General features: G+C 63.9%; 27 protein-coding genes. 10 read left to right on the forward strand and 17 right to left on the reverse strand.

Annotation, left to right across the window (positions count from 1 at the left end):
• Positions 1–13: 13 nt before the first annotated feature.
• Positions 14–370, forward strand: coding sequence for a hypothetical protein (locus F3H26_RS08915; RefSeq protein WP_149775708.1), 357 nt, complete (start codon positions 14–16; stop codon positions 368–370).
• Here the strand turns inward: F3H26_RS08915 and F3H26_RS08920 are convergent.
• The 5 genes from F3H26_RS08920 to F3H26_RS08940 form a co-directional block, all read right to left on the reverse strand.
• On the reverse strand, positions 364–1,002 hold the full coding sequence (locus F3H26_RS08920; protein ID WP_149775709.1) for an SDR family oxidoreductase: 639 nt from the start codon (positions 1,000–1,002) through the stop codon (positions 364–366). The two genes, F3H26_RS08915 and F3H26_RS08920, sit on opposite strands and share 7 nt — an antisense overlap.
• Before the next feature lie 3 nt (positions 1,003–1,005).
• Positions 1,006–1,440, reverse strand: coding sequence for a DUF1178 family protein (locus F3H26_RS08925; protein ID WP_149775710.1), 435 nt, complete (start codon positions 1,438–1,440; stop codon positions 1,006–1,008).
• A 51-nt stretch (positions 1,441–1,491) separates the two neighbouring features.
• Positions 1,492–1,977, reverse strand: coding sequence for an NUDIX hydrolase (locus F3H26_RS08930; RefSeq protein WP_223162470.1), 486 nt, complete (start codon positions 1,975–1,977; stop codon positions 1,492–1,494).
• Between the two features lie 114 nt (positions 1,978–2,091).
• On the reverse strand, positions 2,092–2,841 hold the full coding sequence (locus F3H26_RS08935; protein ID WP_149775712.1) for an EcsC family protein: 750 nt from the start codon (positions 2,839–2,841) through the stop codon (positions 2,092–2,094).
• Between the two features lie 54 nt (positions 2,842–2,895).
• Positions 2,896–3,390: a GNAT family N-acetyltransferase gene (locus F3H26_RS08940; protein ID WP_149775713.1), complete on the reverse strand. Its 495-nt coding sequence runs from the start codon at positions 3,388–3,390 to the stop codon at positions 2,896–2,898.
• A gap of 72 nt (positions 3,391–3,462) precedes the next feature.
• Between F3H26_RS08940 and F3H26_RS08945 the strand changes: the two genes are divergently transcribed.
• Positions 3,463–4,068 carry a flavin reductase family protein gene (locus tag F3H26_RS08945; protein ID WP_149775714.1) on the forward strand — a complete coding sequence of 202 codons (606 nt, stop codon included), beginning with the start codon at positions 3,463–3,465 and terminating at the stop codon, positions 4,066–4,068.
• 135 nt (positions 4,069–4,203) lie between these two features.
• Here F3H26_RS08945 and F3H26_RS08950 read toward each other — a convergent pair whose 3' ends face one another.
• Complete coding sequence (locus F3H26_RS08950; protein WP_149775715.1) at positions 4,204–5,838, reverse strand: SulP family inorganic anion transporter; 1,635 nt, start codon at positions 5,836–5,838, stop codon at positions 4,204–4,206.
• 216 nt (positions 5,839–6,054) lie between these two features.
• On the opposite strand from F3H26_RS08950, the gene F3H26_RS08955 reads away from it, so the two are divergent.
• The 3 genes from F3H26_RS08955 to F3H26_RS08965 all read left to right on the forward strand — a co-directional run bounded on the left by F3H26_RS08955 (position 6,055) and on the right by F3H26_RS08965 (position 8,257).
• The gene (locus tag F3H26_RS08955) at positions 6,055–6,927 is read left to right on the forward strand and encodes an S-methyl-5'-thioadenosine phosphorylase (RefSeq protein ID WP_149775716.1); all 873 of its coding nucleotides are present in this window, start codon (positions 6,055–6,057) and stop codon (positions 6,925–6,927) included.
• 62 nt (positions 6,928–6,989) lie between these two features.
• Complete coding sequence (locus F3H26_RS08960; RefSeq protein ID WP_149775717.1) at positions 6,990–7,619, forward strand: LysE family translocator; 630 nt, start codon at positions 6,990–6,992, stop codon at positions 7,617–7,619.
• Positions 7,620–7,717: 98 nt separating this feature from the next.
• Positions 7,718–8,257: an adenine phosphoribosyltransferase gene (locus F3H26_RS08965; protein ID WP_149775718.1), complete on the forward strand. Its 540-nt coding sequence runs from the start codon at positions 7,718–7,720 to the stop codon at positions 8,255–8,257.
• A 37-nt stretch (positions 8,258–8,294) separates the two neighbouring features.
• Here the strand turns inward: F3H26_RS08965 and F3H26_RS08970 are convergent, their stop codons facing one another.
• The 11 genes from F3H26_RS08970 to coxB all read right to left on the reverse strand — a co-directional run bounded on the left by F3H26_RS08970 (position 8,295) and on the right by coxB (position 18,263).
• Complete coding sequence (locus F3H26_RS08970) at positions 8,295–9,713, reverse strand: FAD-binding oxidoreductase (RefSeq protein ID WP_149775719.1); 1,419 nt, start codon at positions 9,711–9,713, stop codon at positions 8,295–8,297.
• 38 nt (positions 9,714–9,751) lie between these two features.
• Entirely contained in the window at positions 9,752–10,570 is an 819-nt protein-coding gene (locus tag F3H26_RS08975) for an MBL fold metallo-hydrolase (protein WP_149775720.1), read from the reverse strand.
• A gap of 92 nt (positions 10,571–10,662) precedes the next feature.
• Positions 10,663–11,247, reverse strand: a complete 585-nt coding sequence (locus tag F3H26_RS08980) for a GNAT family N-acetyltransferase (protein WP_149775721.1) — start codon at positions 11,245–11,247, stop codon at positions 10,663–10,665.
• Entirely contained in the window at positions 11,247–12,509 is a 1,263-nt protein-coding gene (locus tag F3H26_RS08985; RefSeq protein WP_149775722.1) for a M16 family metallopeptidase, read from the reverse strand. Before F3H26_RS08985 ends, F3H26_RS08980 begins: the two co-directional genes overlap by 1 nt.
• Positions 12,506–13,894 carry a threonine synthase gene (gene thrC, locus F3H26_RS08990; RefSeq protein WP_149775723.1) on the reverse strand — a complete coding sequence of 463 codons (1,389 nt, stop codon included), beginning with the start codon at positions 13,892–13,894 and terminating at the stop codon, positions 12,506–12,508. Before thrC ends, F3H26_RS08985 begins: the two co-directional genes overlap by 4 nt.
• Complete coding sequence (locus F3H26_RS08995; protein ID WP_149775724.1) at positions 13,891–14,568, reverse strand: SURF1 family protein; 678 nt, start codon at positions 14,566–14,568, stop codon at positions 13,891–13,893. Before F3H26_RS08995 ends, thrC begins: the two co-directional genes overlap by 4 nt.
• 173 nt (positions 14,569–14,741) lie before the next feature.
• Positions 14,742–15,557, reverse strand: a complete 816-nt coding sequence (locus tag F3H26_RS09000) for a cytochrome c oxidase subunit 3 (RefSeq protein ID WP_149775725.1) — start codon at positions 15,555–15,557, stop codon at positions 14,742–14,744.
• A gap of 22 nt (positions 15,558–15,579) precedes the next feature.
• Positions 15,580–16,155 (reverse strand): cytochrome c oxidase assembly protein, encoded by a 576-nt coding sequence (locus tag F3H26_RS09005; protein ID WP_149775726.1) that lies wholly within the window; start codon positions 16,153–16,155, stop codon positions 15,580–15,582.
• Positions 16,155–16,316 (reverse strand): hypothetical protein, encoded by a 162-nt coding sequence (locus tag F3H26_RS19450; RefSeq protein ID WP_188127734.1) that lies wholly within the window; start codon positions 16,314–16,316, stop codon positions 16,155–16,157. The genes F3H26_RS09005 and F3H26_RS19450 overlap by 1 nt, the downstream gene beginning before the upstream one ends.
• A complete protein-coding gene (gene cyoE / locus F3H26_RS09010; protein WP_149775727.1) occupies positions 16,313–17,269 on the reverse strand; it encodes a heme o synthase in 957 nt (318 codons plus the stop codon). The genes F3H26_RS19450 and cyoE overlap by 4 nt, the downstream gene beginning before the upstream one ends.
• Positions 17,270–17,351: 82 nt before the next feature.
• On the reverse strand, positions 17,352–18,263 hold the full coding sequence (coxB, locus tag F3H26_RS09015) for a cytochrome c oxidase subunit II (protein ID WP_149775728.1): 912 nt from the start codon (positions 18,261–18,263) through the stop codon (positions 17,352–17,354).
• A 176-nt stretch (positions 18,264–18,439) separates the two neighbouring features.
• On the opposite strand from coxB, the gene tldD reads away from it, so the two are divergent.
• The 5 genes from tldD to F3H26_RS09040 all read left to right on the forward strand — a co-directional run bounded on the left by tldD (position 18,440) and on the right by F3H26_RS09040 (position 25,423).
• A complete protein-coding gene (tldD, locus tag F3H26_RS09020; RefSeq protein WP_149775729.1) occupies positions 18,440–19,861 on the forward strand; it encodes a metalloprotease TldD in 1,422 nt (473 codons plus the stop codon).
• Between the two features lie 226 nt (positions 19,862–20,087).
• On the forward strand, positions 20,088–21,218 hold the full coding sequence (gene dprA, locus F3H26_RS09025) for a DNA-processing protein DprA (RefSeq protein ID WP_149775730.1): 1,131 nt from the start codon (positions 20,088–20,090) through the stop codon (positions 21,216–21,218).
• Between the two features lie 144 nt (positions 21,219–21,362).
• The gene (gene topA / locus F3H26_RS09030) at positions 21,363–23,978 is read left to right on the forward strand and encodes a type I DNA topoisomerase (protein ID WP_149775731.1); all 2,616 of its coding nucleotides are present in this window, start codon (positions 21,363–21,365) and stop codon (positions 23,976–23,978) included.
• A 114-nt stretch (positions 23,979–24,092) separates the two neighbouring features.
• The gene (locus tag F3H26_RS09035) at positions 24,093–24,797 is read left to right on the forward strand and encodes a CoA transferase subunit A (protein WP_040634234.1); all 705 of its coding nucleotides are present in this window, start codon (positions 24,093–24,095) and stop codon (positions 24,795–24,797) included.
• A complete protein-coding gene (locus F3H26_RS09040; RefSeq protein ID WP_149775732.1) occupies positions 24,797–25,423 on the forward strand; it encodes a CoA transferase subunit B in 627 nt (208 codons plus the stop codon). The genes F3H26_RS09035 and F3H26_RS09040 overlap by 1 nt, the downstream gene beginning before the upstream one ends.
• Positions 25,424–25,446 lie beyond the last annotated feature (23 nt).

Raw genomic sequence — 25,446 nt, forward strand, 5'->3', positions numbered from 1 at the left:
CAAGAGGTCTTTCATGCTGCGTTTCGTTTTTGCCCTTGTCCTGATGTCCGCGCCCGCGGTGGCCCAGGTGGCCACCCTGTCCGGCACGGATGGTCAAAACGCATTGGGAACCGTGCCCTGCACCGCCTTGTCAGGGCAGTCGCTGCAAAGCTGCCCGGCCGAGTTGCGCCGCAAAGAGGACGGAACCGCAACGCTGGCGGTCCAACTGCCCACCGGCGAGGTGCGCCGCATCTATTTCACCGATGGCGAACCCGATTCCAGCAGTTCGACCGCTCAGATCACGTCGGAAACACGCGGCGATATCCTGGTGATTTTCATCGACCCCGGCGAAGTCTACGAGATCCCCAAGGCGGCGCTGGCAACTCAGTAAGGATGCGCCTGCCCGTCCCAGGTTTCGAAACACCCGGTGGTATCGAGGCTCAGCGCCTCGAAACGCTCGGTCAGCCCGGCAACGGCCTGTGAGACGGTGATGTCGGCAGCCTGACCGCCCATGTCCGTCTGCACCCATCCGGGGTGATAGATACCCACCGCGATGCCGTCGCCCTTCAGATCCACCGCCAGGTTGCGCCCGAGATTCAGCGCGGCGGCCTTTGAAGCACGATAGATGTAACTCCCCCCGGGCGCCCGCGTGTGCGAGGCCATCTGCGACGAGATGATCGCGATCTTGCCGTGCGCGGCCCGCAGATTGGGCAGCAGGGCTTGAATGGTCAGAAACACGCCGGTCACATTGGCGGCAAAGGTCTGGGCCCACATCTCGGCCGGGTAGCCCTCGATCGTCTGACCCTTGTCCAGATACACGCCCGCGTTGCACACCAACAGGTCAACAGGTTGCCCGTGCAGCGCACGCGCCATTGCCGCATGATCGGCCGGATCGGTCACGTCCAGTTTCACCGCACCACTGCCATCGCGGGCGGTGCCGGTGACCTGATGGCCCTGCCCTTTGAAGTGATCGGCCATCGCCCGGCCGATCCCCCGATTGGCACCGGTGATCAGAACATGCATCGCTCAGTTCGTCTTTCGGCTGGGTACGAAGGGCAGAGGCGCCACGGGCACACCGTCTTCGATCAGCGCCTTGGCCTCTTCCGCCCTGGCCTCACCATAGATGGGGCGCTCGGGCGCTTCGCCCAGATGAATCTTGCGGGCCTCGCGCGCGAAATCGCGCCCGACATAGTCGGAATTGGCCTCGACCTTGGCGCGCAGCTCTTTCAGGACGCGCTCGATCTCGGCCTTGGAAGGGGCCGCCTCAGCCCGAGGCGCGGGCGCCTGCGTGCTGCGCGCGGAACTCAGCCGCGGCGTCATGACGGCCTTCTCGACCGAGGTACAGCCGCACTGCGTGCAGGTCACCATGCCCGCCTTGGCCAGCTTGTCATAGGCATCGGCCGACTGGAACCAGCTGTCGAACCCGTGACCGTTGCTGCATTTCAGAGCATATTGAATCATCTTGCGTCCAAAAGGTCGGTTTCCGAATAGATACCGTCAGACATGGCGATATCAAGCCTTTCTCGCGACGACACGATCCGCCACGGTCGAGAAGCCCCGGATCAATGCGGACAGGTCCTGCGCGAAAACCCTGTCGGCCGCCTCGTCCGGCTTGAGCCATACCCTGCGCCGCTGACCGGCCTCGGGGAAACTTTCGGCCACTTCGGTGACCCGCAGAGGAAAGACGTCGACCAGACACATCACGCGCCCCAACCGCTTGTGGTGCTTGGCATGGGCGAAGCTTCCGATACGCCGGGTGTCGCAATGGCCGGTCACGCCGGCCTCTTCCCAAGCCTCGCGCGCGGCGGAATCCGCGTCGCTCAGACCGGTGATCACCCACCCCTTGGGAATGATCCAGCGGCCGGACCCGCGCGTCGATATCAACAGAACCTCGACCCCCGCCTGCGTCTGGCGATGGCACAGGGCCGCCACCTGCCGCATGACCGGCAGTTGCTGGGAGGCGAATGCGCCGTCCGAAGACAGCCTGGCGTCTTTCACGTTCAGCATCCTCTCGACAGGCCTCGTTTTCCTGCAAAACCGCCTGCTTGTCCCGCAGGTCGGTCAGTTTCAGACTACCACTTCAGGCGGAATTGTCCAATTTGGGTCAATCCGTCACCCTATCCTGCGGCGCTCCAAGCGCCGAACCAGATCTTCATGTGGAATGTCGGCATCGATGGCCAATCGCCGCAGGCCGAAGTGAACCCGGGCAATCTGCTGGTAATAACGGGAATAGACATAGTTGATGCCGCCTCCGGCGACGGCCCCAAGCACCGGCAGGGTCTGCGCGGCCAATTTCTGACCAAGCGCCACCGACAGTCTGGGCGAAACGGCCGCGATCAGCTTTTGCGTCGCCGGCCCGGTCAATGTCAGGCGCACCGAGAAGAACCCCAGATCGGCGCCATCGTCATGCGACAGCGGACCCGCGGCCGACAGAACCCTCACGCAGTCGAACTTGACGTTTTCGGCCGATGGATCGAACCCCTCACGGGCGGCGGCCCCCTGGATCGCACGCAACAGCATGGTCGTCGTGGCCGGCAGTTCGATCAGCGCGGTGGTCAGGCCGCCCGTGCCGCCAACTGCGCCCATGGCAGTTGCGACAACCGTGTTCACCCACGGTTCTTGATCCGGGACTGCACGCCGCGATCCATCCGCCGCGCGGACGGCCACCCACAGCGCCTGCTCGGTGGCCTCCACCACGCCTGACCGAACCGGAGTTGGCAATTGCTCGAGCAGCGACTCCGCCGATCCGCCCAGACGGTTCAGAAACTTCACTCCGGCGCCCCCGGCGTCGCGATAGTATCCGGCAAGTCGGTCAAGCTCGGCTTCGGGATCTGGTCGCTGCACTCGCACGATATCGTGCATTAGGTCTCCTCCTGCCCCCGAAAGATCGGCATCAGCGCGCGCGCTTTCAATAGGTCAGCGGGTCCAACGCGTGACTTCTCCGCCTGTGCCCTGCCAGGCGCCGGGCGCCAGGTCCAGCCCGAGAACCCGATCCGGGTTGGTTGGCGGCGGCATCTCCACCCCCTCGAGCCGCGCAAACCCAAAGCGTGAATAATAGGGCGCGTCACCGACCAGCATGACCCGCTCCCACCCTTTGGCCCGCCCGGCTTCGATACCTTCACGGATCAGGTAACCACCCAACCCTTCGCCCTGGTGGGTCGGGTGGACGGCAACGGGCCCCAGCAAAAGCGCGTCGTGTGCGCCAACATGAACCGGCCAGAATCGGATGGCCCCAGCCAGAATGCCCTGCCCGTCACGGGCCACCATCGACAGCCCAGACACGGGCGGAACGTCGTCGCGCAACCGATAGGACGACAGCGCCTCGCGCCCCGGCGCAAAGCACAGGTCATAGAGGGCCTCGACTTCCCACCAATCCTTCGGCTCTTCCGGTCTGATCCCGAACTGCTGCACCGCGGCCCTCTTTTCGACTCTGGCAATCGCCCTAGCACTTCGCTAGGCCTTGAGCAAACGCTTGGAGATCAGATGTTCTATCGCCCCGAAGACGGCCACGGATTGCCGCACAACCCGTTCAACGCCATCATCACGCCGCGCCCGATCGGATGGATCTCGACCCGCGGCGCGGATGGGATCAACAACCTGGCGCCCTATTCATTCTTCAACGGGGTTGCCTATACGCCACCGCAGGTGATGTTTGCCTCCACCGGTACGAAGCACGACCAGGACCGCGGAAAGGACAGCATCGCCAATATAGAGGCGACCGGCGTCTTTTGCGTCAACGTGGTGGCCCACGCCCATCGGGATGCGATGAACGCAAGCTCGGCCAGCCTTCCGAAAGAGGTGGACGAGTTCGCCCACGCCGGGCTGACTCCGGTGGAATGCGAAACCATCTCATGCGCCCGCATCGAAGGCGCCCCCGCCGCGCTGGAATGCAAACTGACCCAGATCGTCACGCTGCCCGGCCAGGCCAACCAGGTGGTTTTCGGAGAGGTCATCGGCGTGCACCTGCGCGATGACTGCCTGAAGGACGGCAAGTTCGACGTCACCACCTTTCAACCTTTGTCGCGGCTTGGCTATCGCGACTACTCGGTGGTGACGGAGTTGTTCTCCCTCAATCGTCCAGACGATTGAGGCGGGATTAGGGGGCTCTGCCCCCGCCGCGCTGTGCGCGACTCCCCCGGGATATTTTTCGGCCAGATGAAGGGCGCGCGCGGTCTTCATCTGGCTGCAAATATCCCGGAGCGCGAGGCAGAGCCTCGCATTGCCTCAGTGGCCGCCCAGAATGCCGGTTCGAACAGAATAGTCGACCGCAAGGCCGTAATCAGGGTCATCGTCGCTGTCGACCATCAAGTGACCTGCTTTCTTGAGCAGCTTGTGGCAGTCCCGGCTGAGATGGCGCAGCATGACGCGCTTGCCTGCCGCCTCGTATTTCGCGGCAACGTTTTCGATGGCCTGCAGGGCCGATTGGTCGACCACGCGGCTGTCGGCAAAATCCACGATCACCGTTTCCGGGTCGTTCTGAACATCGAACAGTTCGACAAACCCCTCGGACGAACCGAAGAACAGCGGACCCTTGATTTCGTAGACTTTGGCGCCTTTTTCGGTTTCCGAGTCGCGGGTGACCGCGTGGATGCGCTTGGCGTTGTTCCAGGCATAGGCCAGCGCCGAAACGATCACGCCGACCACGACGGCCACGGCGAGGTCTTCCATCACGGTGACGACGGTGACCAGAACGATGACGAAGGCATCCGTCAGCGGCACCTTGCGCAGGATGTTGAAGGAGTTCCAGGCGAAGGTGCCGATCACCACCATGAACATCACGCCAACCAGCGCAGCCAGCGGAATCTGTTCGATCAAAGGCGAGCCGACAAGGATGAACACCAGCAGGAACAGCGCGGCAGCGATCCCCGCGATGCGCGTGCGGCCGCCGGACTTTACGTTGATCATCGACTGCCCGATCATCGCACAGCCGCCCATCCCGCCAAAGAACCCGGTGACGACGTTGGCGGTACCCTGCGCGATGCATTCCTGCGAAGCACCGCCGCGCTTGCCGGTGATCTCGCCCACCAGGTTCAGCGTCAGCAGGGATTCGATCAGGCCGATGGCCGCCAGGATGACGGCGTAGGGCAGGATGATCTCGAAAGTTTCCCAGGTCAGCGGAACCATGGGGATGTGGAATTTTGGCAGTCCGCCCTCGATCGAGGCCAGGTCTCCGACGCGCGGGACATCCAGCCCCATACCGATCACCAGCGCGGCCACCACGACGATGCCCGCCAGCGGTGCCGGCACGATGCGCGTGACGCGCGGCATCACCCAGATCACCGCCATGGTCAGTGCGACCAGCCCCAGCATCGTGTATAGCTGCATCCCGGACAGCCATTCACCGCCGCTCATGCCGTGGCCGGTGTTTTCCATAGTGCCCGGCACCTTGAACTGGCCCAGTTGCGCCAGAAAGATCACGATGGCCAGGCCATTGACAAAGCCCAGCATCACCGGATGCGGCACCAGCCGGATGAACCGGCCCCAATGCATGGCCCCCGCGATGATCTGCAGGATGCCCATCAAAACCACTGTGGCGAACAGGTATTCGACCCCGTGCTGCGCCACCAGCGCCACCATGACGACCGCCAGCGCACCGGTTGCGCCCGAGATCATACCCGGACGGCCCCCGATCAGCGCGGTGATCAGCCCCACGAGGAACGCCGCATACAGACCCACCAGCGGGTGAACCCCGGCGACGAAGGCAAAGGCCACCGCTTCGGGCACCAGGGCCAGGGCGACGGTCAGGCCCGACAAAAGCTCGATCCGCAGGCGGGCGGGGGTCAGCTTTTCGTCCGGCATCCAGCTCAGATCGGGAATGGCGAGGCGATTGGCAAAGCTTGCCAGCAAGGCTCGGGGCATGAATTGGTCCTGTGGGTCAGAATGTTCGCGCGAAGGCGGTCGTATACCCGCCTTCGGCGCTGTCTGCTAGCCCATCGATGGCAGGCTGTCATGCAAAAACTGCAAGGCGACGCCCGTTGTCGCTCCTGTGAGCCGCAAAAACACCGGCAAGCCTTGCCAAATGCCCGACAAGCCCGCAGAAATTCCCACAGGCAGGTATCGCAGCGGAGAACGAACGTGGCCCAGACAAAGATTGCCGTCATCGGCGGATCGGGAATTTATGACATCGACGGGCTGGAGACGCCGCAATGGGTTACCGTGGAAACGCCCTGGGGCGCGCCGTCCGACCAGATCCTGACCGGGACACTGGACGGCATCGAGATGGCCTTTCTGCCCCGCCACGGGCGCGGGCATGTGCATTCGCCGACCGAGGTGCCCTATCGCGCCAATATCGACGCGCTGAAACGGCTGGGGGTGACCGATGTGATCTCGGTTTCGGCCTGCGGCTCCTTCCGCGAACACATGGCGCCGGGAGATTTCGTGGTCGTCGATCAGTTCATCGACCGCACCTTCGCCCGCGAGAAAAGCTTTTTCGGCACCGGCTGTGTCGCCCATGTCAGCGTGGCCCATCCGACCTGCCCGCGCCTGGGCGATGCCTGTGAATCCGCCGCCCGGGCGGCGGGCATCACCGTGCATCGCGGCGGCACCTACCTGGCGATGGAAGGGCCGCAATTCTCGACGCTGGCGGAATCGAAGATGTACCGCGAGCAGTGGGGCTGCGACGTGGTCGGCATGACCAACATGCCCGAGGCCAAACTGGCCCGCGAGGCCGAGCTTTGCTATGCCTCGGTGGCGATGGTCACCGACTATGACAGCTGGCACCCCGATCACGGCGAAGTGGACGTGACCGCGATCATCGCGACGCTGACCGGCAATGCCGAGAAGGCGCGCGCCTTGGTCAAGAGCCTGCCCGCCCTGCTGGGAGCAGAGCGCGCGCCCTGCCGGCATGGCTGCGACCGGGCGCTGGACCACGCGATTTTGACGGCCCCGGAAAAGCGCGACCCGCAAGTGCTGACCAAGCTGGATGCGGTGGCGGGCCGGGTATTGTAGGCGGCCTTGACGGCCACGTGTTTTTTTCAGGCTCGCTGCGGCGGATCTGACGGAGGTTTGTTATGGATTTTGAACTTTGGCTGGCCTTTGTCGCCGCCTCGACCGCCCTTCTGCTGATCCCGGGCCCGACGGTTCTGCTGGTGCTCAGCTATGCGCTGTCCAAAGGGCGCAGCGTGGCCGTGGCCTCGGCCACCGGGGTTGCGTTGGGGGACCTGATCGCCATGACCGCCTCGTTGCTGGGGCTTGGGGCGCTGGTGCTGGCGTCGGCCACGCTGTTTTCGGTGCTGAAATGGGTGGGCGCCGCCTATCTGGTCTGGCTGGGCATCAAGCTGCTGCGCAGTGCGCCGTCCGGAGGGATGCAGGCGGTGTCCACCGGGCGCGACGTCACCGCGCGCGGCGTGTTCGGCCATGCGGCCGCCGTCACCGCCCTGAACCCGAAATCCATCGCCTTCTTCATCGCCTTCGTGCCGCAATTCCTGCGCCCGACCGAGCCGCTGGGCCCGCAGTTCGCGATCCTGATCGCCACCTTCGTGGGGTTGGCGGGGCTGAACGCGCTGGCCTATGCGCTGCTGGCCGACCGGCTGTGCCGCGTAATCGGCCGCCCCGGCATCGTCACCGGCATGACCCGTTTCGGAGGACTGACCCTGATCGGAATGGGCGTGGCCACGGCGGTGCTGCGCCGCCCGGCCTGAGCCCCGCAGCAAAAACGCGCAGGCCGGCAACTGCCGCTTGCATGACTGGCCGCGATACGCCAAACACCGCCCTGTTCTGACGCAAGAAGGGTCACCCCATGTCCAGAAGCAAAACGGTCAAGGATTACATTCGGACCATCGTCGATTTCCCCCACGAAGGGATCATGTTCCGCGACGTGACGACCCTGTTTGCCGATCCCCGCGGGTTTCGCATGGCCATCGACCAGATGCTGCACCCCTATGCCGGCGAGCGCATCGACAAGGTCGTGGGGCTCGAGGCGCGCGGTTTCATCCTGGGGGGCGCGATCGCGCACCAGCTGAGCGTGGGCTTCGTTCCGATCCGCAAGAAGGGCAAGCTGCCGGGCACCACGATCAGCGAGGAATACAAGCTGGAATACGGCGAGGCCATCGTCGAGATCCACGATAACGCGATCCAGCCCGGCGAAAAGGTTCTGGTGGTCGATGACCTGCTGGCCACCGGCGGCACTGCAGCGGCAGGCATCAAGCTGATCGAACGTCTGGGCGGCGAGATCGTCAGCTGCGCCTTCATCATCGACCTGCCCGATCTGGGCGGCCGGAAGGTGCTGGAGGAGATGGGCATGGACGTCCATGTCCTGTGTGAATTCGAAGGGCTGTGAGCCACCCGCAACGCGATGGCCGGCACCCGCGCCGCACTCACGCATCTGACAGGACGGCACCCGGATTCATGATCCCGCGCGGGTCCAAGGCAGACTTGATGGCGCGCATGGCCGTCAACTTGGCCGGATCACCGTAGCGTTCCAGATCATCGGTCTTCAGGCGGCCCACCCCATGCTCGGCACTGACCGATCCTTCAAATTCATGTACCAGATCATGAACCGCGCGCTTGATCGCGGCGCGCTGGTCATCGAACTCGGTCCGGTCGTGGCCTTTGGGCGGGAAAACGTTGTAGTGCAGGTTACCGTCGCCCAGATGACCAAAGCAGTTCACCCGGAACGGCCCGAGGGCCGCAATCGCCTCGCCGCCTTGCCGGATGAAATCGGGGATGCGCGAAATCGGAACCGAGATATCGTGGCTGGACACCGAACCGATCAGCCGGTTCGCCTCGGGGATGCGTTCGCGCACCGACCACAGCGCATCGTGCTGCGCGGCGCTTTGGGCGATGACGCCGTCCGACACCAGACCACGGGCCTCGGCAGCCACGAACAAGGCCTCCAGCGCAGCCTCGGGCTCGTGCCCGGCCGGCAATCCCAGTTCGATCAGGACCGACCATTCTGGCGGTGTGTCAAAGGGTTGCCGCACGTCCGGCAGGACCTCGGCCAGAAAATCCAGCCCCTGTCTGTGGATCAATTCGAACGCGCTGACGGTTTCGCCCAGATGATCGCGGGCCAGGGCCAGCAGGTCGATCGCCGCTTCGGGGCTGGCCACCTGAAAGATCGCCGTTCCCAGCCCGGCAGGGCGCGGGAACAGCTTGAGCGAGGCCGCGGTGATGACCCCCAGCGTGCCCTCGGACCCGATCAGCAGGTTGCGCAGGTCATAGCCCGTGTTGTCCTTGCGCAGCCGCCCCAGACCGTGCCAGATCTCCCCGCTGGGCAGAACCGCCTCGAGCCCCAGGCACAGATCCCGCGCATTGCCATAGCGCAGGACGTTGACGCCCCCGGCATTGGTGGCGAGGTTCCCCCCGATCCGGCAGGACCCCTGCGCCGCCAGCGACAGCGGAAACAGCCGGTTGGCCGCTTCGGCCGCGGCCTGAATGTCGGCCAGCACCGCCCCGGCCTCGGCGATCAGGATGTTTTCGGTCGGATAGACGGCCCGGATCGCGCGCATCCGCTCGAGCGACAGGATCAGGGGCGCAGGGCCATCCACCATGACCTGCCCGCCTACAAGACCGGTGCCGCCGCCGTATGGCACCACCGGCACGCGGACCTCGGACGCCAAACGCACCAAGGCTGCGACCTGTTCGGTCGTGCGGGGCAAGGCCAGCAGACCCGCCTGCCCGGCGAAGCGGCGGCGCGGCTCTTCCAGATAGCGCGGCTCGACCGGGCGCAGTATATCGTCACCCAGGCGGGCGCGGATGGTTTCGGCAAAGGTTTCGTCGGCAGGGTTCAAATGCATGCCCTCTGCATGCCCAAGCCCGCGGCGCACGGCAAGGCTTATTCCAATTCCATCAGGTATCGCGGCTCGAGCACCAACACCGTCGGGCGGTCCGGAAGGGTCCGCAGCGATACTTCGATTTCCGAAACCCCGTCCCGACGCACCGGGAAATCGGATCGGATATCGGCCAGGAACCGGTCCAGCGAATAGCCCGAGAACCAGTGCATCGGAATGATGACCGAGCTTTTCAGCCGCCGCAGGACCGAGATCATCTCGGGCAAGGGCATGGTCGTGCCCCCGTCCACCGCCGCCATGACCACGTCCAGCCGCCCGAGGGCCGCGAATTGTTCGTCGGACGGCACATGGTGCAGATGCCCCAAATGGCCGATGCACAGGCCTTCGACCTCGAACACGAAGATCGAGTTTCCGCGCTCTTCCACCCCGCCATACGCGGACCGGATGTCGGTCGATACGTTGCGCACCAGCAATTCACCCAGGTCGAGGTAATGTTCGATGCCCTGCCCGAACTCACCCCAACCCGGCAGCACATGTGGGATGGCCGGATCGGGATAGGCGGTCCAATGGGTGTCATGGGCGTGGTTCATCGTCACGATGTCGGGGATCAGGTCCGCTCCGCCGATGAATCCGGTGAAATCGGTCACGGCATTCAGCCCGCCCGGTGTCTGGATCAGAAAGGACGCATGCGCGACATAGCTAATCCGTACCGAGAATTCGGGCACCGGGTCCTGCCACGCCGCCTTGTGCAGATACTGGATTCCAGGGGTGTTCTGGGCGATGGCGATGCAATGGCTCGGCCGACGCTCCTGCGCCGCCGCCGTCCCTGCCAGCAAGATCAGACCCGCTAAAATACTCCGCATGATCGGAAGTCTAGCGCATCCGGCACCCGAGTCACGTCACGGGGCCCAGATTTCGGAAACAGTCCCGCCCACATCAGGGCCGAACGGGCGCCCTAGCCCGCGTCCGTCCGCCCGCGCCGGTCCGAGCGCAGCGACGCATAGAGCACATGCGTCCGCCACCGTCCGTTGATCTGCAGATAGGACTGCGCGACGCCCTCGTATTTGAAGCCCGAGCTTTCCAATAGCCCGCGAGAGGCGGCGTTTTCCGGCAGGCAGGCGGCCTCGATCCGGCTCAGGTCCAGGCGGGTAAAGGCGTAGTGCACCACGGCGCCGATGGCCTCGCGCATGTAACCCTGCCGGGCAAAGGCCTGCCCGGTCCAATAGCCCAGCGTTCCGGCCTGCGCCGGCCCCCGGCGGATATTGTCCAGCGTGATGGCGCCCACCAGAACGTCGTCGGCGCGGCGGAACAGGAACAGCGGAACCGCCGTGCCATTGGCCACCGAGCGTTGCGCCCAGTAGACACGGTTGGTGAAGGATTTGCGGGTCAGATGATCCTTGGCCCAGATCGGCTCCCACGGGGTCAGATACTCGCGCGAGGCCAGCCGCAGCGCGGCCCAGTCGTTGAAGTCGGAATGCACGGGCGGGCGCAAGCTCAACCGCTCGGTCTCGAGTTTCAGCCTGCGTCTGCCCAACAGCATCACGCCGCGCGCCTCTCCTGCAACTGCTCAAGCGTCGGCGCACCGCCCACCGGCCCGTAAAGCGCCAGAGCCGCCGGGGCCTGAACCGCCATCTTTTCGGCGAAGGCGCGGACGTCGGCGGTGCTGACCGCGTCGATCTTGGCCACGGTTTCCTCGAGCGGCGGAACACGGCCCCAGATCTGCACCAGCCGGGCCAGACGCTCGGCCCGGTTCGAGGGGCTTTCCAGCCCCATCAGCATCCCGGCCTTCATCTGCGCGCGGGCGCGGGCAACCTCTTCGGGGCTCATGTCCTCGGCGGCGCGCTTCATCTCGTCGATGGTGATGGTGGCCAGTTCGCCCACCTGATCGGCCGAGGTGCCGGCATAGATCGTGGTCGTTCCCGTATCGGCATAGGCACTCGTCTGGGCAAAGATCGTATAGCACAGCCCGCGGGTCTCACGCACTTCCTGAAACAGGCGCGAGGACATGCCGCCGCCCAGCGCGGTCGAATAGATCTGCGCGGCATAGATCTCGTCATCGCGATAGCCCGGGCTTTCCAGCGCCAGCGCGAAATGCGCCTGCTCCAGCGCCTTGTCCCGCCGCACCTCGCCGCCGGTGAACCGCGCAGGTTCCGCCGGCAGCCCCTTGCGGGGTTGCAGATGGCCGAACATCTCTTCGGCCAGTTTCATCAGCTGGTCATGATCGACCGCGCCCGCCGCCGACAGGATCATCTGATCGGGCGCATAATGCTCGGCCACGAAGGCCGACAGGTCGTCGCGCGAAAAGGCGCTGACCCGTTCGGTCGGCCCCAGAATGGTGCGACCCAGCGGCTGATCGCGATAGCTTTCCTCTTGCAGCCAGTCAAAGATCACGTCGTCGGGCGTGTCATGCGCCTGGCCGATTTCCTGCAGGATCACGCCGCGCTCGACCTCGATCTCGCGCGGGTCGAAGACGGGGTTCAGGACGATGTCGCCGATCACGTCCATCGCCAGCGCCACGTCATCCTTCAGGACGCGTGCGTAATAGGCCGTCACCTCGCGCGAGGTATAGGCGTTGATGTAACCACCCACATCCTCGATCGCCTCGGCGATCTGCAGGGCCGAGCGCCGCTCGGTGCCCTTGAAGGCCATATGCTCGAGGAAATGCGCGATGCCGTTCTGTTCGATCCGCTCGTGCCGCCCGCCGGCGGTCACCCAGATGCCGATGGCGGCCGATTGCAGCCCCGGCATCTGCTCGCTGACGATCCAAAAGCCGTTTGTTAGTTGGTCCAGTCTGACAGTCACTCAGCAATATGCCTTTTGATATGATCCTCGATGGCGCCCAGATCGTTGGCGATGCGGGTCACCCGTTCCGGACGTTCATACAGATCGGACATGCGCGAGGGAAGAGGCGGATGCACACCGCTGGCCTGCTCGACCGCGGCGGGGAATTTCGCCGGGTGCGCGGTGGCCAGCGTCACCATCGGCACATCGGCGGCGCGGGTGTCTTCGGCCACCTTGATGCCCACGGCAGTGTGCGGGCAGACCAGCTCGGCGCTGTGTTCCAGCGTGGATTTGATCGTGGCGAGCGTTTCCTCTTCGGACACACGACCCGAGGCGAAGCTTTCGCGCAGGGCCTCCATCGCGCCCTGGCTGACGTGAAAGCCGCCCTGTTTCAGCTCGTCCATCAACTGCGCCACGGCCCGCCCGTCCTCGCCATAGGCATAGTACAGCGCGCGCTCAAAGTTCGAGCTGACCTGAATGTCCATCGACGGGCTGATCGAGGGGATGGTGTCGCCCTTGAAATAGCCCTGCCCCGACAGGCAGCGATGCAGGATGTCGTTCTGGTTGGTCGCTACCACCAGACGGTCGATGGGCAGACCCATCCGCTTGGCGATGTAGCCGGCGAAGATGTCGCCGAAATTGCCGGTGGGCACCGTGAAGCTGACCTTGCGGTGTGGCGCGCCAAGGCTGGTCGCGGCCGAAAAATAATAGACCACCTGGGCCAGCACGCGGGCAAAGTTGATCGAGTTCACCCCCGCCAGCTTGACCCCGTCGCGGAAGTCGAAATCGTTGAACATATCCTTCACGGCGGCCTGACAGTCGTCGAAATCGCCATCCACGGCCAGCGCGTGCACGTTGCTGTCGGCGGGGGTGGTCATCTGGCGACGCTGCACCTCGGACACGCGGCCATGCGGGAACAGGATGAACACATCGACCGCATCCAGCCCCCGGAACGCTTCGATCGCGGCCGATCCGGTATCGCCGCTGGTGGCGCCGACGATGGTCACACGCTCGCCCCGCCGCTTCAACGCGACCTGGAACAGCTGGCCGATCAGCTGCATGGCGAAATCCTTGAAGGCCAGCGTGGGCCCGTGGAACAGTTCCAGCAGAAAGTGGTTCTCGTTCAGCTGCTTCAACGGTGCGCGGGCATCATGGCCGAACCCGGCATAGGCGCGAGCAATGATCGCTTTGAATTCGTCCCCGGCGAATGAACCGCTGACATAGGGCCACATGACGCGGAATGCGATTTCCTCATATGGCAGCCCGGCCAGCGCGGCGATCTCGTCCTGGCTCAGAACCGGGATTTCGGCAGGCAGGTACAGGCCGCCGTCGCGGGCCAGACCGGTCAACATCGCCTCTTCAAAGCTCAGTTCGGGCGCCCGCCCGCGGGTCGAGATGTATTTCATTGCGCGTCACTTTCTGATGGGGCGCGGCCGCGCCACAGGAAATATCCGGTCATTGCGGCCCAGACCAGTGCCAGGCCGAACCATGTCACCGCGTATTGCAGATGGTCGTTGGGAATACCCGCCGTATCCACCGGCAGCGGCGTGATGGCGGGATCGGTCCGGCTGCGGGCAACCAGAAGGATCGGCTCGGCCCCAAGCGCATCGGCCAGCACGGGCACGTCGCGGGCAAACCAGATGTTGCCCACCCGGTCCGGATCGGGAGTATAGCCGTCGATCTCATCCGGCCAATGCAGATTGCCGACAACCTGCATGGGGCCGATCTGGCGTTCAGCCTGCTTGGCCGTCGTGGGCACAAAGCCCCGGTCCACCAGGATCGTGCGGTCACCGGTCCGGAACGGAGCGATGATCCGATAGCCCGGCCCGACCTGCTTGACCGAGACCAATACATGGATTTCGCCGGGCAGCATCTCGCCCGATACCTCTACGGGCAGATAGCGGTCGGCTTCGGGATCGACCGCTTCGGGCAGCGGCACCGGATCGGCGGCGATCCGGGCTTCGATATCGGCCAGAATGCCCTCTTTCCACGCCAGACGCTGAACCTGCCAAGTGCCCAGCGAAACCAGCACCGCCAGCCCGGCGAGCCCGAAAATCAGCAGAAACAGGATGCGGCGCATATCTGGCCCTTGTTGCGTGTCATGGCGGCTCGGAGTCAAGCCGGCGTCTTGTTACGGTCTGAGTGCAAGGAAATGCAACCTTGCAATTGTACGGGGCGCAATCCCTTGCGCCCCTGATCGAGAAAAAGCCGCCCCGAAGGGCGGCTTTTGCAATTCGACAGCCTTGCGCGAAGTTACATCAGGGGGGCCTGACCCCAGATGTAGACGGCGAAGAACAGGAACAGCCAGACGACGTCGACGAAGTGCCAGTACCAGGCCGCCGCCTCGAAGCCGATGTGTTTCTCCGGCGTGAAGTCGCCCCGCATCGCACGGATCAGGCAGACCGTCAGGAAGATGGTGCCAATGATCACGTGCGCGCCGTGGAAGCCGGTTGCCATGAAGAAGTTCGAATAGAACTGATCACCGCCGAACTCCCAGCCTTCATGGGCCAGCAGTTCGTAATATTCATAGGCCTGCAGCCCAGTGAAAACGATCCCAAGAAAGATCCCGATGGCCAGACCCTGGACCAGTGCCTTGCGGTCATTTTCATGCACCAAGGCGTGGTGAGCCCAGGTCACGGCGCAACCCGACAGCAGCAGGATCAGCGTGTTGATCAGCGGCAGGTGGAACGGGTCCACCGCGTGGATATCCGGCTGGATGTACTCGGTGCCGGCATATTCGTACATCGGGTACATCCGGTGTTTGAAGAATGACCAGAACCAGGCAAAGAAGAACATCACCTCGGACATGATGAACAGGATGAAGCCATAGCGCAGACCGATGCGCACGACCGGCGTGTGGTCACCGGCGCGGCTTTCGGCCACCACGTCGGACCACCAGCCGAACATCGTGTACAGAACCGCCACAAGACCGGCCCAGAACACGAAGGACGTCTCTCCGTGCATCCACAAGACGGCTCCGAACAGCATGACGAAGCCACCGATCGAGCCGATCAGCGGCCAGATCGAAGGGGCCAGAATGTGGTAATCGTGGTTTTTTGCGTGTGCCATCAGCGTCCCTCACCTACAGGCGTTAGTTCGTGTTTGTTTTTGCCTGCGCATCCAGGGCGGCATAGCCCTCGGGCAGGTCGATTTCGTAGAATGTATACGACAGCGTGATCGTATGAACATACTGTGCTTCGGGGTCTTCCACTATTTCGGGGTCGACGAAGAAAGTTACGGGCATCTCGATCCGTTCACCGGGCTCCAGAACCTGCTCTTCAAAGCAGAAACAGGCGATCTTCTGGAAATAGCCACCGGCGGAATAGGGCGTCACGTTGTAGGACGCCTGCCCCGCGACCGGCTTGTCGGTCGGGTTGTACGCCTCATAGAAGGCCAGTCCGGTCTCACCGATGCGCACCTTCATCTCGCGCTCGACGGGTTTGAACTCCCACGGCATGTCTTTGGCCTTGGAGGCGTCGAAGCGAATGGTCACCACCCGGTCGAGGATCTCATCAGGCGTGGCCTCGGCGACTCCGGTGGTGCCCCCGAACCCTGTGACCCGGCAGAACCAGTCGTAGAACGGCACGGCCGCCCAGGCCAGGCTGCCCATCAGAATGACCAGACCAACGGTTTGTACAACGGTCTTCTGCGGTCCGCTCAAAGCCATCAGTTCTGAACCTCCTCGGTGGACATGCCGAAATCGCTGCCCGAGACCTTGACGATGGTCAGGCCGAAGATGATCACGATGAACGCCGCCAGCGTCAGACCGACACCCAGATTACGGCCGAACCGGCGCTGGTGCAGTTCATGGCTTTTACGCAGGCTCATGACCAGCCTCCGAACCCATAGGGTTTCAGCAGCGCCTCGGCGAGGATCGCGCCGAAATGCAGGAACAGGTACAGCAGCGACAGCTTGAAAAAGCTGCGCTCGACCTGGAAATTGTCCGCCTCGGCGTCGTCTTCGGTGCGCCGCGCGATGGCCCAGGCCCCCCGCAAGAACAGAGCGTTCAATATTACGGCAACAGTCAGGTAGATCGGCCCTCCAATGCCCGAGAACGCGGTGCCTACGGCCAGCACGGCCAGCAATGCGGTGTAAACCAGAATATGGGTCCGCGTGGCGCGGCGTCCATGCGTCACGGTCAGCATCGGCACGCCCGCGTCGTCATAATCCGAGCGCATGAACAGCGCCAGCGCCCAGAAATGCGGCGGGGTCCACATGAAGGTCAGGGCAAACATCAGCCACGGTTCAAGAGTCATCGAACCCGTGGCGGCAACCCAGCCGATCACCGGCGGGAAGGCGCCCGCGGCGCCACCGATCACGATGTTCTGCGGCGTCAGGCGCTTGAGCCACATCGTGTAGATCACGACATAGAAAAAGATGGTAAAGGCCAGAAACGCGCCCGCGAACCAGTTGGTCGCCAAGCCCAGCATGATCACCGACAGGCCCGACAGGGCCAGGCCCAGCGCCATCGCCTCGCCGGGCTCGACCTTGCCCGACGGGATCGGACGGCCCTTGGTGCGTTTCATAACCTTGTCGATATCCGCGTCCCACCACATGTTCAGCGCACCCGAGGCGCCGCCGCCGATGGCGATGAACAGGATGGCGCAGAAGCCGACGAACGGATGCACTGGCACAGGGGCGGCCAGCAGGCCCACCAACGCGGTGAACACGACAAGCGACATCACCCGTGGCTTGAGCAGGGCGAAATAGTCGCCAAAGCCGGCCTCGTACGCACGGGATTGTGCGGCAAGTGTGCTGGCATTGATGCTCGCGTCGGTCATGTCAGGTCCTTGTGGTGCGAAAGCTGCGCGAAACCCGCGCAGCCTGTCCTTGGTTTCGATCGGCCCTCAGGCCGCGGGATCGTCAGTTCGAGGCGATCTGGAACGACGCCGGCAGGCCGGCATATTCTTCCTGCGCCGATTTCAGCCAATCCTCATAGGCTTCTTCGCTGACGACCTTGACGGTGATCGGCATGTAGGCGTGGTCCTTGCCGCACAGCTCGGAGCACTGACCGAAATAGATGCCTTCCTTGTCGGCCTTGAACCACAGCTCGGCCAGGCGGCCCGGAACGCCGTCCTGCTTGACGCCGAACGCCGGGATCGTCCACGAGTGGATCACGTCAGCCGCGGTGACCTGCATCACGACCACCTTGTTGACGGGCACCACGACGGCGGTGTCGGTGGCCAGCAGCCATTCATCCTCGCTGTAGCCCGCATCGGTCAGCTTGGCGCGCATTGCGTCGTCCAGAACGAAGGGCGTGACGTCGGCATCGGCCGGGCGGGTGCTTTCGTCCAGGGTGGCGGGGTGCCCCAGCAGATAGCTGTCGAAGGCAAAGTCGTGATCGACATACTCGTAGGTCCAGTACCACTGGTTGCCGGTCACCTTGATGACGACGTCGCCCTCGGGGATTTCCTGCTGCTTGAACAGAACCGGCAGCGAGAACGCCCCGATGAACACCAGAATCAGAATCGGGCCCAGCGTCCATGCGATCTCGACCGGGGTGTAGTGCGAGAACCGCGCCGGGGTCGGGTTTACACGCTGGTTGTAGCGCACGATGCAATAGACCAGGAGCGCCCCGACCAGCAGACAGATGGCCGTGATGATCACCAGAATCATGCCATCAAGGCGTTGAATCCCTTCGGCCAAGCTGGTGGCCGCCGGCTGGAAGCCCATGCCGCCATCGACCGGCTTGCCGATGATCTCAAGGTCCTGAGCCATAGCGGGAAGGCTGGAGAGGGCTGCGAACACCCCCGAAAGCATCAAAGCATTCTTCATTTTTTGTCCTGATCGTTTGATCTTTGCGTCTTTGTCGGAAAGCTGTGAATCGGTCACACCTCTCCCGTTGTCTTTGGCCGCGTTAAAAACCATATTCCGGGGGCTAGATAAAGCAAAATGCTTGCGTCAAACAGACGCTATTTTTGATCTGGATCAAATCCGAAAGGCCGCAACCGATGACTCACGCCCCGTTTCGCCCGTTCGAAACCGTTTTGCCGCAGGACGAAGCGCTGCCCGTACTGCGGTCGGCCACCGATGGCGCCGAGGATGGCGAGCTGTTCGTCGAGCGGCGCAAATCCGAGTCTCTGGTCTTTGATGACGGGCGCCTGCGGTCGGCCTCGTATGACGCGTCCGAGGGGTTCGGCCTGCGCGCAGTTCAGGGCGAGGTGGCAGGCTACGCCCATTCCACCGACGTTTCCATTCCGGCCTTGAAACGCGCGGCCGAGACCGCGCGGCTGGCCGTCGGGGATGGCGGCGGGACGCTGGCCGAATCACCGCGGGCCACGAACAAGAAACTGTACACCGACGAAGACCCGATCGAATCGGCCAGCTTCCCGGTCAAGATCGAGACGCTGCGCCAGATCGACGGCTTTGCCCGCGACCTTGACCCGCGCGTCGTGCAGGTCAGCGCGGTGATCGCCGCATCGGTGCAGGAGGTCGAAATTCTGCGCCCCGACGGAACCCTGGTGCGCGACGTGCGCCCGATGACTCGGGTCAATGTCTCGGTGATCGTCGAGCAGAACGGCCGCCGCGAGAGCGGCTCGGCCGGTGGCGGCGGACGCGTCGGGCTGGACGGGCTGATCGACCCGGCCGATTGGCAGGACAAGGCGCGCGAGGCCCTGCGCATCGCTTTGGTGAACCTCGATGCGGTCCCCGCTCCGGCCGGCGTGATGGAGGTGGCGTTGGGTCCCGGCTGGCCCGGCATCCTGCTGCACGAGGCCATCGGGCATGGGTTGGAAGGAGATTTCAACCGCAAAGGCAGCTCGGCCTTCGCCGGTCTGATGGGGCAGCGGATCGCGTCCGAGGGCGTGACCGTGGTGGATGACGGGACGATCCCGGATCGTCGGGGCTCGATCACCGTCGATGACGAGGGCACGCCCAGTTCGCGCACCGTGCTGATCGAGGATGGAATCCTGACCGGCTATATGCAGGACCGACAGAATGCGCGTCTGATGGGGGTGACCCCCACCGGCAACGGACGGCGGCAAAGCTATGCACACAAACCTATGCCGCGCATGACCAACACGATCATGCTGGGCGGCGATGCCGATCCGGCGGACCTGGTGGCCGAGATCAAGGACGGCATCTGGGCCGTGGGTTTCGGCGGCGGCCAGGTTGACATCACCAATGGCAAGTTCGTGTTCAGCTGCACCGAGGCCTACCGGGTCGAAAACGGCAAGATCGGCGCCCCGGTCAAGGGCGCGACACTGATCGGCGACGGTCCGTCGGCGCTGAAGCGCATCCGGGGTCTGGGCAACGACATGGCGTTGGATCCGGGCATGGGAACCTGCGGAAAGGACGGCCAGTGGGTTCCGGTCGGCGTGGGCCAGCCCACCGTTTTGATGGACGGTCTGACCGTAGGCGGGTCTGCCGCCTGAGACGAATCAGTCTCTTCGCGGCCCAGGCTTGGTTAAGCGGGGGCCGCCCTTCCCAGCATTCCGCACACGCGCGGACGCTGGACACTGAAACTTTTCTAGTTTTCTTTCAAACTCATAGCGGAAACCACGCCTGAAATTTGCGCCTGACCTTCTAAAATTTTCCGAGATTCACGCGCTGTTAACCCGGCCAGCCGTAAACCAGTTCTGCAATCAGGCGGAGCGACGGATGACCGAAGAGCAGCAATCTTCCAATCACCCCCCACTCCCACCCACCACGGAAGAGGACCGGTTTTCCTGGCTTCGTCTGATGCGTTCGCGCAAGGTCGGCCCGGCCACGTTCCGGCGCCTGCTGCACGAACATGGCTCGGCGCAGAATGCGCTGGCCGCGCTGCCGGAAGTGGCACGCGCTGCCGGAATTGACGGGTATGAAACATGCCCACCCGGCGTGATCGAGGCAGAGCTCAAGGCCGCAAAAGCCGCCAAAGCGCGGCTTTTGTGCCTTGGCTCGGCCGACTACCCCTCAATGTTGGCGGACCTGCCCGACGCGCCCCCCCTGCTTTGGGCGATTGGGGATATGTCGATCCTGCGTCGGCAGATGATTGCCCTTGTCGGGGCTCGGAACTGTTCGTCACTGGGTACACGAATGGCCCGCGCGCTGGCGGAGGGGCTGGGTGCAAAAGGCTATGTCGTGGTTTCGGGGTTGGCGCGGGGTATCGATACCGCCGCCCACAAGGCCGCTTTGGAATCCGGAACGGTCGCGGTGATGGCCGGTGGTGTCGATGTGATCTACCCGGCCGAGAATACGGATTTGGCCCGCGATATCGCGATGCGGGGGCTGCGCCTGTCCGAACAACCCATGGGCGTCACCCCGCAGGCCCGGCATTTTCCGCGCCGCAACCGGATCATCTCGGGCCTGGCGCAGGCGGTGGTGGTGGTCGAAGCGGCCGCCAAATCCGGCAGTCTGATCACTGCGCGCGACGCTCTGGACCAAGGGCGCGACGTACTGGCCGTGCCAGGCCACCCGTTCGACGCGCGCGCGGCGGGGTGCAACCTGCTGATCCGCGAAGGCGCCACGCTGGTGCGGTCGGTCGACGACGTGATCGAAGCCCTGCCCCCTCAGACGCCCGACCTGTTCGACGCGCCGCCGCAGCCCGCCCCGGATCACGCGCAGCCGGTTTCGACCGATGACTTGCAGGGCATGATCCTGTCGCGCCTCGGCCCTTCGCCGGTGGCCGAAGACCAACTGATCCGGGACGTGCAGGTTCCGGCCAGCGCCGTCGGTCCGGTTCTGGTCGAGCTGGAACTGGCGGGGCGCATCCATAGACAGGCGGGCGGGTTGCTGTCGCTGGCCGTTTGACCCGGGTTCATTTCGACGGCTCGCCGACCTGCGACACACCTGGATTCGGTCCGGCAATACAGTGCATTGACAAATCCGCCTTGCCCTCCACATCTTGCACGGCCATACATGCCGCCCAATCCGTCGAGCGAGGTTTCAGACTAAATGCCTGTAGTTGTTGTAGAATCCCCGGCCAAGGCAAAAACGATCAACAAATATCTCGGCCCCGACTACACGGTGCTGGCCTCGTACGGCCATGTTCGCGACCTGCCCCCGAAAGACGGGTCGGTAGATCCGGACCACGATTTTTCCATGAAATGGGAGGTCGCCGCCGACAGCCGCAAACACGTCAAGGCCATCGCCGACGCACTCAAGGACGACAACGCGCTGATCCTGGCAACCGACCCCGACCGCGAGGGCGAGGCGATCAGCTGGCACCTGCAGGAGGCGCTGACCAAACGCCGCTCGATCAAGAAGGACACCGAGGTTCGGCGCGTGACCTTCAACGCCATCACCAAGGATGCGGTGACCAAGGCGATGCAGAACCCGCGCGAGGTGGACATGCCTCTGGTCGAGGCGTATCTGGCCCGGCGCGCGCTGGACTATCTGGTCGGCTTCAACCTGTCGCCGGTTCTGTGGCGCAAGCTGCCCGGCGCGAAATCGGCCGGGCGCGTGCAATCGGTCTGCCTGCGCCTGATCGTCGAGCGCGAGATGGAGATCGAGGCGTTCAAGCCCGTCGAATACTGGTCGGTCAAGGCGCTGTTCGAAACGCCGCGCGGCCAGACCTATGAGGCGCGTCTGGTCACCTTGGCCGGCAAGAAGCTGGACAAGCATGACATCGCCAACGCCACCCAGGCCGAACTGGCGGTACAGGCCATCACCAGCCGCGCGCTGAGCGTGACCTCGGTCGAAGCGAAGCCGGCCGCGCGCAATCCCAGCGCTCCGTTCATGACCTCGACCCTGCAGCAGGAAGCCAGCCGCAAATTCGGTATGGGCGCGCGCCACACGATGCAGGTGGCCCAGCGTTTGTACGAGGCCGGGCACATTACATATATGCGAACTGACGGCATCGACATGGCACCCGAGGCCGTCGCAGCCACGCGGGACGCGATCAAGGACCGGTTCGGTGCCGAATACGTGCCGGACAGCCCGCGCATTTACAAGAACAAGGCCAAGAACGCGCAAGAAGCGCACGAATGCATCCGGCCCACGGACATGACCAAGGACGCGGCAGCCCTGAAACTGTCGGATGACGATCAGCGCAAGCTGTACGATCTGATCTGGAAGCGCACGATCGCCTGCCAGATGGCTGCCGCGCGGCTGGAACGCACCACCGTCGAAATCGGCAGCGATGACGGTCAGGTCGGCCTGCGCGCCACCGGTCAGGTCGTGCTATTCGACGGCTTCATGCGCGTCTACGAGGAAGGCCGCGACGATGTCGAGGATGAGGATGACAAGCGCCTCCCCCAGATCATGCAGGGTGATCCGGCGCGCTTTGCCAGGACCACGCTGAAGGATCAGTTTGACAAGGCCACCGCCGACGGCGCGGACAAGAAGGCCATCCTTTCGGACAACCAGGCGGTTCTGGCGCTGCAACACCACACCCAGCCGCCGCCGCGCTATACCGAGGCGACCCTGGTCAAACGGATGGAGGAGCTGGGCATCGGGCGACCCTCGACCTACGCCTCGATCGTCACCACGATTCAGGACCGCGGTTACGTCCGCAAGGACAAGAACCGCCTGATCCCCGAGGAAAAGGGCCGGATCGTCACGATTTTCCTGCTGAATTTCTTCCGCCAGTATGTGGGTTACGAATTCACCGCGAACCTCGAAGAGCAGCTGGACGAGGTGAGCGCCGGCGCCCGCGACTACAAGGACCTGCTGTCCAAGTTCTGGCGCGATTTCTCGGCCGCGATCGCCGAGACGTCCGAGCTGCGGATTTCGGAAGTGCTCGACAAGCTGGACGAGGCGCTGGCCCCGCAGCTGTACCCCCCGCGCGAAGATGGCTCCGACCCGCGCATCTGCCCCAAATGCGGGGTCGGACGGCTGCACCTGAAAACCTCGCGGACCGGCGGATTCGTGGGCTGCGGGAACTATCCCGAATGCACCTATACCCGCCCCATCGCCGGCGAAGGCGCCCAGGGCGAGGAACGTCTGCTGGGCATGGATGGCAATGACGAGATCTGGCTGAAATCCGGACGCTTCGGCCCCTATGTCCAGCGCGGCGAGGCCACGCCCGAGAACAAGAAACCGCCACGCGCGTCTTTGCCCAAGGGCTGGAACAAGGATGACATGGACCTCGAGAAGGCTCTGACCCTTCTGAGCCTGCCGCGCGAGATCGGCGAGCACCCCGAGGGCGGTATGATCAGCGCCAATTTCGGGCGTTTCGGCCCCTATATCATGCACCAGCTGCCGGATGAGGCAAAGCCGGTCTATGCAAACCTCAAGGATCCCAACGACGTGTTCGAGATCGGCATGAACCGGGCCGTCGAACTGTTGGCGGAGAAGCGCGCCAATCCCGGGCGGCGGGGACGGGCTGCGGCCAAACCGCTGAAGGAACTGGGCGAGCATCCTGATGGCGGCGCGATCCAGGTTATGGACGGGCGCTATGGGCCTTACGTGAAGTGGGAAAAGATCAACGCGACCCTGCCCAAGGACATCAAGCCCGAAGACGTGACGCCCGAAATGGCGGTGGAACTGGTCAATGAGAAGGCCGCCAAGAAGGGCACCCGAAAAAAGACCGCGCCCAAGAAGAAAGCCACCAAGAAGAAAGCCGGCTGATCCCGGCCCCCGCGGGCGGTTAGGTAGAAATACCACCCGCCCGCAGGTTTCATTGACTTCCCAATGACGTGGCGGCACAACCTGCCCATCACCATGTCATTGGGGGAGTTTTCCATGAAGAAAGTCTATGCCAATGCCACCGAGGCCCTCGATGGGATACTTCGGGATGGCATGCTGATCGCGGCCGGCGGGTTCGGGCTGTGCGGCATTCCCGAATTGCTGCTGCAGGCGATCAAGGAGTCGGGCGTGAAGGACCTGACCTTTGCCTCGAACAACGCAGGCGTCGACGATTTCGGCATCGGCATCCTGCTGCAGACGCGGCAGGTCAAGAAGATGATCAGCTCGTATGTCGGCGAGAACGCCGAATTCATGCGCCAGTACCTGTCGGGTGAGCTTGAGCTGGAATTCACCCCGCAAGGCACCCTGGCCGAGCGCATGCGCGCCGGCGGCGCGGGCATCCCGGGCTTCTATACCAAGACCGGCGTCGGCACCGTGATCGCCGAGGGCAAGGAGCACAAGGAATTCAACGGCGAGACCTATATCCTCGAAGAAGGGATCTTTGCCGATCTGGCCATCGTCAAGGCATGGAAGGCCGACGACACCGGCAACCTGGTGTTCCGCAAGACCGCCCGCAACTTCAACGTGCCGGCGGCGACCTGCGGCAAGATCTGCGTGGCCGAGGTGGAAGAGATCGTGCCGCGCGGTTCGCTGGACCCCGACTGCATCCACCTGCCCGGCATCTATGTGCACCGGGTCATTCAAGGTCAGCACGAAAAGCGCATCGAACAGCGCACCACCCGCAAGAAGGAGGAAGCGTAATGCCCTGGGACCGCAATCAGATGGCCGCGCGTGCGGCCGAGGAACTGGAAGACGGCATGTATGTGAACCTCGGCATCGGGATTCCGACGCTGGTGGCGAACTATGTGGGCGACAAGGACATCACCCTGCAATCGGAAAACGGCATGCTGGGCATGGGTCCCTTCCCCTATGAGGGCGAAGAGGACCCCGACCTGATCAACGCCGGCAAGCAGACCATCACCGAACTGCCCCGCACCGCCTATTTCGACAGCGCCACGTCCTTTGCCATGATCCGCGGCGGCAAGATCGCGGCGGCGATCCTGGGCGCGATGGAGGTCGACGAGAAAGGCGATCTGGCCAACTGGATGATCCCAGGCAAGTTGGTCAAGGGCATGGGCGGCGCGATGGACCTGGTGGCCGGGGTCGGACGGGTCATCGTGGTGATGGACCACACCAACAAGCACGGCCAGTCCAAGGTGCTGAAGGAATGCACCCTGCCGCTGACCGGCAAGGGCGTGGTTGACCGCATCATCACCAATCTGGGCGTGCTGGACGTGGTCGAAGGCGGCCTGAAGATCGTCGAACGGGCCGATGGCGTCACCGAAGAAGACATGCGCGCGGCGACCGAGGCGACCATTGTCGATTGACCCGCTTGGCGGCGTGAACTGAA

It is taken from the genome of Ruegeria intermedia (assembly GCF_900129345.1).
In the GTDB taxonomy this organism is placed as follows: Bacteria; Pseudomonadota; Alphaproteobacteria; order Rhodobacterales; family Rhodobacteraceae; genus Ruegeria; species Ruegeria intermedia.